5 protein-coding genes are annotated in these 7,395 nt (G+C 66.5%); all 5 read left to right on the forward strand.

Annotated features, from left to right (window positions below; translation table 11 throughout):
* The first annotated feature begins 92 nt into the window (after positions 1-92).
* The 5 genes from ACFTZL_RS37575 (at position 93) to rpoB (ending at position 7,286) form a co-directional block, all read left to right on the forward strand.
* The gene (locus tag ACFTZL_RS37575) at positions 93-959 is read left to right on the forward strand and encodes a hypothetical protein (protein WP_382592703.1); all 867 of its coding nucleotides are present in this window, start codon (positions 93-95) and stop codon (positions 957-959) included.
* 93 nt (positions 960-1,052) lie between these two features.
* Positions 1,053-1,883, forward strand: coding sequence for an LppX_LprAFG lipoprotein (locus ACFTZL_RS37580; RefSeq protein ID WP_382592706.1), 831 nt, complete (start codon positions 1,053-1,055; stop codon positions 1,881-1,883).
* Positions 1,884-2,191: 308 nt separating this feature from the next.
* Positions 2,192-2,722, forward strand: coding sequence for a 50S ribosomal protein L10 (gene rplJ / locus ACFTZL_RS37585; RefSeq protein ID WP_184591473.1), 531 nt, complete (start codon positions 2,192-2,194; stop codon positions 2,720-2,722).
* 114 nt (positions 2,723-2,836) lie between these two features.
* Positions 2,837-3,226 (forward strand): 50S ribosomal protein L7/L12, encoded by a 390-nt coding sequence (rplL, locus tag ACFTZL_RS37590; RefSeq protein ID WP_375913375.1) that lies wholly within the window; start codon positions 2,837-2,839, stop codon positions 3,224-3,226.
* A 574-nt stretch (positions 3,227-3,800) separates the two neighbouring features.
* Complete coding sequence (rpoB, locus tag ACFTZL_RS37595) at positions 3,801-7,286, forward strand: DNA-directed RNA polymerase subunit beta (RefSeq protein ID WP_215119468.1); 3,486 nt, start codon at positions 3,801-3,803, stop codon at positions 7,284-7,286.
* The last annotated feature ends 109 nt before the right edge of the window (positions 7,287-7,395 follow it).

The following is a 7,395-nucleotide window of genomic DNA, read 5'->3' on the forward strand; positions in this document are numbered from 1 at the left end:
CCTCTTACAGGTGCGGGGCCCGTTCCCTTTTCCGGTACGTATGCCGGTGGCCTGGGTTAACGTGCGGGAACCGGATGCGAACGGGGGGACGTATGCAGGGCACGACCGTGCGGCGCGTGGGCCTGGTGCTCGCGGTGGCGACCGCGCTGACGGGGGTGGCCGCCTGTACCTTCTCGGACTCCTCCGACCGCCCCGGCAAGGACGACCGTGCCGCGCGCGGCGCCTCCCTGGCGGCCCTGCGCTCCGCCGAACGGGCCACCGCACGGGCCGAGTCCGCCCGGGTCGAGTCCACGACGACCATGGGCTCGCTGATGTCCATGACCGCCGACGGCACCCTCGGCTGGAGTGACGGCATCACCGGCACCCTCACCATCACCTACACCGGCGGCACGATCGCCGACACCATGCGCCGGCTCGGCGCCACCTCGATGGAGGCCCGCTACCTCCCCGACGCCTACTACGCGCGCATGGGCGACAAGTTCGCCGAGCAGGCCGACGGCAGGCACTGGATCCGGTACGCGTACGAGGACCTCGAGGCTCTCGCCGGCGGCTCCGGGGCCCATCTCGGCGACCAGATGCGCACCACCACGCCCAACCAGTCCGTGAAACTCCTGCTGGCCTCGGGGGACGTGAGAAAGGTCGGCGAGGAGACCGTGCGCGGCCGGGCCGCGACGCACTACTCCGGCACCGTGGCCGCGGCGGACGTCACCGACGACGGCCTGAAGAAGCAGCTCACCGAGGCCGGCGTCACCACCGAGACCGTCGACATCTGGATCGACGAGCGGAATCTTCTGATCAAGAAGGTGGAGAAGGCGCGGATGACCACGGGCCGGATGACCCAGACCGCGCACTACCGCGACTACGGCGTGCGGGTCCGGGCCCAGCGCCCCCCGCTGTCCGACACCGGGGACTTCGAGGACCTGATGCGGAAGAAGGCCGGTACAACCGGTACGCCCTGAGGATGCCGCGAATTCGGATAGGTCACTTGTGCCCCTCTGGGATAGGCTCACCGCCTTGCTGTGAAGCAATCATGTGTTCCTTGGGGGGAATCAATGAAGACATCCATACCCGCCGCCGGGCTGGGCGCGCTGCTTCTCGCCGCCGGTGCGGTCGGCTGCGGATCCGAACAGTCGCCGGAGATGACGCCCGCGGCCGCCGTCGCCAAGGCGGCGAAGAACACCGAGGACATCACGTCCCTCCGGTACCGCCTGAGCGGCACGTCCCCGGGTGAGGGCCGGGTCAAGGGCGAGGCGTCGATGCGCCTGAAGCCCACGATCGCCATGAGCATGAAGATGACGGCACCCGACAAGGGAGCCACCGAGGCTGTGGAGATCCGCCTCGTCGACAAGGCCATGTACCTCGGTGGGGGAGCCGAGATGGCCAAGGAGATGGAGGGCAAGAGCTGGCTCAAGTTCGACTTGTCCGGGTCCGAGGCCGGCAAGGAACTGGACCAGATGGGCAGCAGCACGAGCCAGGCCGAGCAGAACCCGGCGGCCGAGTCCGCCTTCCTCACGGGTGCCAAGGACGTGAAGAAGGTCGGCTCCGAGAAGGTCGACGGCGTCGAGACGACCCACTACTCCGGCACGGTCACCCTCGCCGACCTGCGCGCCTCCCTCAAGGACGCGAAGGCGGGCAACCGCAAGCAGCGCGAGAAGAGCATCAAGCAGTACGAGAAGCTCGGCGTCGACAAGCTCACGATGGACATGTGGATCGACGGCGACGACCACACCAAGCAGTTCCGCATGAAGGGCGACGCCGACAAGGGCCCGCTCGACATGACCATCACCTTCCTGGACTACAACAAGCCGGTGGACGTCAAGGCGCCGCCCGCCAAGGAGGTCGCGGACCTCGCCGGCATGTTCAAGGAGCTGGAGCAGGGCTGATCCGCCCCGCACCCATCCGTCGTACGGGCGGATTTGCTTGACGGCGATCCGTTCCCGTACCCTCCTGTAGAAGCCAAAGACCGCTGGTCGTTACCGCGTGCTCGGAAGAGGGCGTGGTGGCCGAAGGATCCGCTGAACGGCGGACGACCCGCGCAGGTGACACTGGAAGAGCTCCTGGAGACCGCCGCCTCGTGCGAGCGGGCAACCGGTTGAGCTACGCCCCGTGCGCTTGCGCCGGGGCGTTTCGTTTTCCCCAGTCCTCCTTCGGGTCCGCGCGGTCCGAATCACCCGGAAGGAGGCCGAGGCTCATGGCGAGGCCTGACAAGGTCGATGCCGTCGAGGAGATGCGGGACAAGTTCCGCAACTCCAACGGTGCCGTCGTCACCGCGTACACCGGTCTCACCGTGGCGCAGCTGCAGCAGCTGCGTCGTTCACTCGGTGAGAACGCTAACTACCGTGTGGCGAAGAACACGCTGACCAAGATTGCGGCCAATGAGGCCGGGATCAACACGATCGACGACCTCTTCACGGGTTCGTCGGCCGTCGCCTTCGTGACCGGTGACCCGGTCGAGGCGGCGAAGGGTCTGCGCGACTTCGCCAAGGACAACCCCAACCTCGTCATCAAGGGCGGTGTCCTTGACGGCAAGGCGCTGTCCGCCGACGAGATCAAGAAGCTTGCGGACCTCGAGTCCCGCGAGGTTCTGCTCTCCAAGCTGGCCGGTGCCATGAAGGGCAAGCAGTCTCAGGCTGCCTCTGTCTTCCAGGCGCTGCCGTCGAAGCTCGTCCGCACCGTGGACGCGCTCCGTGCCAAGCAGGACGAGCAGGGCGGTGCCGAGTAACTCGGCTCGCATCCCGGCCCCCGCTGCCTGAACGCGGAGGCCGTCGCGGGCCAGACGTACGCCCGCCTCACATGTACATCCGGCACCTGCCGATTTAGTGGAAGGACCGCCATCATGGCGAAGCTCAGCCAGGACGACCTGCTCGCTCAGTTCGAAGAGATGACCCTCATCGAGCTCTCCGAGTTCGTGAAGGCCTTCGAGGACAAGTTCGACGTCACCGCCGCCGCTGCCGCGCCGGTCGTCGTCGCCGGTGGTGCCGCTGGTGGCGCCGCTGCCGAGGCCGCCGAGGAGCAGGACGAGTTCGACGTCATCCTCACCGGTGCCGGCGACAAGAAGATCCAGGTCATCAAGGTCGTGCGTGAGCTGACCTCCCTGGGTCTGAAGGAGGCCAAGGACCTCGTGGACGGCGCCCCGAAGCCCGTTCTCGAGAAGGTCGCCAAGGACGCCGCCGAGAAGGCCGCCGAGTCCCTCAAGGGCGCCGGCGCCTCGGTCGAGGTCAAGTAAGACCTCTCGGATCCGCCAGGATTCACGACACGTCCCACTGGGCGTGTAACGCGTAAGCGCGGAAGAGCGATCATCCATCCGGGTGGTCGCTCTTCGGCGTTCCCGGGGTCCGGCCACGGTTGCCTTGCACCCTCAGTGACGGGGGGTATGGTGATCTTCGTCGTGTCTCCGGGCGGCCGCGGTTCGGGCAGGGGGGGCCTTGACGAACCGCACGCAGCGCGCAATTCTCAGGACGCGTCGTCACAAGGATCCGTATCCGAGGCATGGATCGACGGCGAAGAGGGCAGTATCAACGTGCGTTGAGGGCAGCGCCTTGTAGCAGGAGTGGAACAACGAGGGTCAACACGGGCGTGAAAACCCGGACTGGACATCAGTGTGCCAAGTGGCTACACTGACCCTTTGCGCTGCCTGTTAGCTGTCCCCTGCCCGTCACCAGGGGTCTGCCCTCACTCGAGCATCGATGACAAGACCTGTCTGACCTGGCCTTTCGGCCGGACCGACACGACTTGTCTCTGTGTACGGGAGAGGGGCCGGTACGCGCGTAGTGAGTCCGAGCCCTCGGAAGGACCCCCTCTTGGCCGCCTCGCGCAACGCCTCGACCGCGAATACGAACAACGGCGCCAGCACCGCCCCGCTGCGCATTTCCTTTGCAAAGATCAAGGAGCCTCTCGAGGTTCCGAACCTGCTCGCGCTGCAGACCGAGAGCTTCGACTGGCTGCTCGGCAACACCGCTTGGCAGAGTCGGGTCGAGGAGGCTCTGGACAACGGTCAGGACGTCCCCACCAAGTCCGGTCTGGAGGAGATCTTCGAGGAGATCTCCCCGATCGAGGACTTCAGCGGGTCGATGTCGCTGACCTTCCGTGACCACCGCTTCGAGCCGCCGAAGAACTCGATCGACGAGTGCAAGGAGCGCGACTTCACGTACGCGGCTCCGCTCTTCGTCACCGCCGAGTTCACGAACAACGAGACCGGCGAGATCAAGTCCCAGACCGTTTTCATGGGCGACTTCCCGCTCATGACGAACAAGGGCACCTTCGTCATCAACGGCACCGAGCGTGTCGTGGTGTCGCAGCTTGTCCGTTCGCCCGGTGTCTACTTCGACTCCTCCATCGACAAGACGTCCGACAAGGACATCTTCTCCGCCAAGATCATCCCGTCCCGGGGTGCCTGGCTGGAGATGGAGATCGACAAGCGCGACATGGTCGGTGTCCGCATCGACCGCAAGCGCAAGCAGTCCGTCACCGTCCTGCTCAAGGCTCTCGGTTGGACGACCGAGCAGATCCTGGAGGAGTTCGGCGAGTACGAGTCCATGCGCGCCACCCTGGAGAAGGACCACACCCAGGGCCAGGACGACGCGCTGCTCGACATCTACCGCAAGCTGCGTCCGGGCGAGCCCCCCACGCGTGAGGCCGCGCAGACGCTCCTTGAGAACCTGTACTTCAACCCCAAGCGCTACGACCTCGCCAAGGTCGGCCGCTACAAGGTCAACAAGAAGCTGGGCGCGGACGCTCCGCTCGACGCCGGCATCCTGACCGTCGAGGACGTCATCTCGACGATCAAGTACCTGGTGAAGCTGCACGCGGGCGAGACCGAGACGGTCGGTGACAGCGGTACCTCGATCGTCGTCGAGACCGACGACATCGACCACTTCGGCAACCGCCGTCTGCGCAGCGTCGGCGAGCTCATCCAGAACCAGGTCCGTACGGGTCTGGCGCGTATGGAGCGTGTCGTCCGCGAGCGGATGACGACCCAGGACGTCGAGGCGATCACGCCGCAGACCCTGATCAACATCCGGCCGGTCGTCGCCTCCATCAAGGAGTTCTTCGGCACCAGCCAGCTGTCCCAGTTCATGGACCAGAACAACCCGCTGTCGGGTCTGACGCACAAGCGGCGTCTGTCCGCGCTCGGCCCGGGTGGTCTGTCCCGTGAGCGGGCCGGCTTCGAGGTCCGTGACGTGCACCCCTCGCACTACGGCCGCATGTGCCCGATCGAGACGCCCGAAGGTCCGAACATCGGTCTGATCGGCTCGCTCGCCTCCTACGGCCGGGTCAACGCGTTCGGTTTCGTCGAGACCCCCTACCGCAAGGTGTTCGAGGGCCAGGTCACCGACGAGGTCGACTACCTGACCGCCGACGAGGAAGACCGCTTCGTCATCGCGCAGGCCAACGCGCCGCTCACCGACGAGCTCCGCTTCGCCGAGGCCCGCGTGCTGGTCCGCCGTAAGGGCGGCGAGGTCGACTACGTCACCGGCGAAGACGTCGACTACATGGACGTCTCGCCGCGCCAGATGGTGTCGGTCGCGACCGCCATGATCCCCTTCCTGGAGCACGACGACGCCAACCGTGCCCTCATGGGCGCGAACATGATGCGTCAGGCCGTGCCGCTGATTAAGTCCGAGGCCCCGCTCGTCGGCACCGGCATGGAGTACCGCTCCGCGGCCGACGCCGGCGACGTGGTCAAGGCCGAGAAGCCGGGTGTGGTCCAGGAGGTCTCCGCGGACTACATCACCACCGCCAACGACGACGGCACGTACATCACGTACCGCCTGGCCAAGTTCGCCCGCTCCAACCAGGGCACCTCGGTCAACCAGAAGGTCATCGTCGGCGAGGGCGACCGGATCATCGAGGGCCAGATCCTCGCGGACGGTCCGGCCACCCAGCAGGGCGAGATGGCGCTGGGCAAGAACCTGCTCGTGGCGTTCATGCCGTGGGAGGGTCACAACTACGAGGACGCGATCATCCTGTCGCAGCGCCTCGTGCAGGACGACGTCCTCTCCTCGATCCACATCGAGGAGCACGAGGTCGACGCCCGTGACACCAAGCTCGGCCCCGAGGAGATCACCCGGGACATCCCGAACGTCTCCGAGGAGGTCCTCGCCGACCTCGACGAGCGCGGCATCATCCGTATCGGTGCCGAGGTCATCGCCGGTGACATCCTCGTCGGCAAGGTCACGCCCAAGGGTGAGACCGAGCTGACGCCGGAGGAGCGCCTGCTGCGCGCGATCTTCGGCGAGAAGGCCCGTGAGGTCCGTGACACCTCGCTGAAGGTGCCGCACGGCGAGACCGGCAAGGTCATCGGCGTCCGCGTCTTCGACCGCGAGGAGGGCGACGAGCTTCCCCCCGGTGTGAACCAGCTTGTGCGCGTGTACGTCGCGCAGAAGCGCAAGATCACCGACGGTGACAAGCTCGCCGGCCGCCACGGCAACAAGGGCGTCATCTCGAAGATCCTGCCGATCGAGGACATGCCGTTCCTGGAGGACGGCACCCCGGTCGACATCATCCTCAACCCGCTGGGTGTGCCGTCCCGAATGAACCCGGGACAGGTCCTGGAGATCCACCTCGGCTGGCTCGCCAGCCGCGGCTGGGACGTCTCCGGTCTCGCGGACGACTGGGCGCAGCGCCTCCAGGCCATCGAGGCCGACAAGGTCGAGCCCGGCACCAACGTCGCCACCCCCGTCTTCGACGGTGCGCGTGAGGACGAGCTGGCGGGTCTGCTGAACCACACGATCCCGAACCGCGACGGCGAGCGCATGGTGCTCCCGACCGGTAAGGCGCCGCTGTTCGACGGCCGCTCCGGCGAGCCGTTCCCGGAGCCGATCTCGGTCGGCTACATGTACATCCTGAAGCTGCACCACCTGGTCGACGACAAGCTGCACGCCCGCTCGACCGGTCCGTACTCGATGATCACCCAGCAGCCGCTGGGTGGTAAGGCCCAGTTCGGTGGCCAGCGCTTCGGTGAGATGGAGGTGTGGGCGCTGGAGGCTTACGGCGCCGCGTACGCCCTCCAGGAGCTGCTGACCATCAAGTCCGACGACGTCACCGGCCGCGTGAAGGTCTACGAGGCCATCGTCAAGGGCGAGAACATTCCCGAGCCCGGCATCCCCGAGTCCTTCAAGGTGCTCATCAAGGAGATGCAGTCCCTGTGCCTCAACGTGGAGGTGCTGTCCTCGGACGGCATGTCCATCGAGATGCGCGACACCGACGAGGACGTCTTCCGCGCTGCGGAGGAGCTTGGCATCGACCTGTCCCGGCGCGAGCCGAGCAGCGTCGAAGAGGTCTGACGGGCCCGACCGGAAGGGCGTCTCCCTCGTCGCGTTCGGGTGGCGTGCACGTATATGTCTACGAGCACGCCACCTTACGCGTTCGAATGAGGCGTGAGGTTGTCGGCTA

It is taken from the genome of Streptomyces sp. NPDC056948, assembly GCF_042674225.1.
Lineage (GTDB): Bacteria > Actinomycetota > Actinomycetes > Streptomycetales > Streptomycetaceae > Streptomyces > Streptomyces purpurascens.

What these genes read in the sequence shown, in the direction of transcription:
- ACFTZL_RS37575 (WP_382592703.1), top strand. Translation starts at nt 93, where the DNA reads ATGCAGGGCACGACCGTGCGGCGCGTGGGCCTGGTGCTCGCGGTGGCG.
- ACFTZL_RS37580 (WP_382592706.1), top strand. Translation starts at nt 1,053, where the DNA reads ATGAAGACATCCATACCCGCCGCCGGGCTGGGCGCGCTGCTTCTCGCC.
- rplJ (WP_184591473.1), top strand. Translation starts at nt 2,192, where the DNA reads ATGGCGAGGCCTGACAAGGTCGATGCCGTCGAGGAGATGCGGGACAAG.
- rplL (WP_375913375.1), top strand. Translation starts at nt 2,837, where the DNA reads ATGGCGAAGCTCAGCCAGGACGACCTGCTCGCTCAGTTCGAAGAGATG.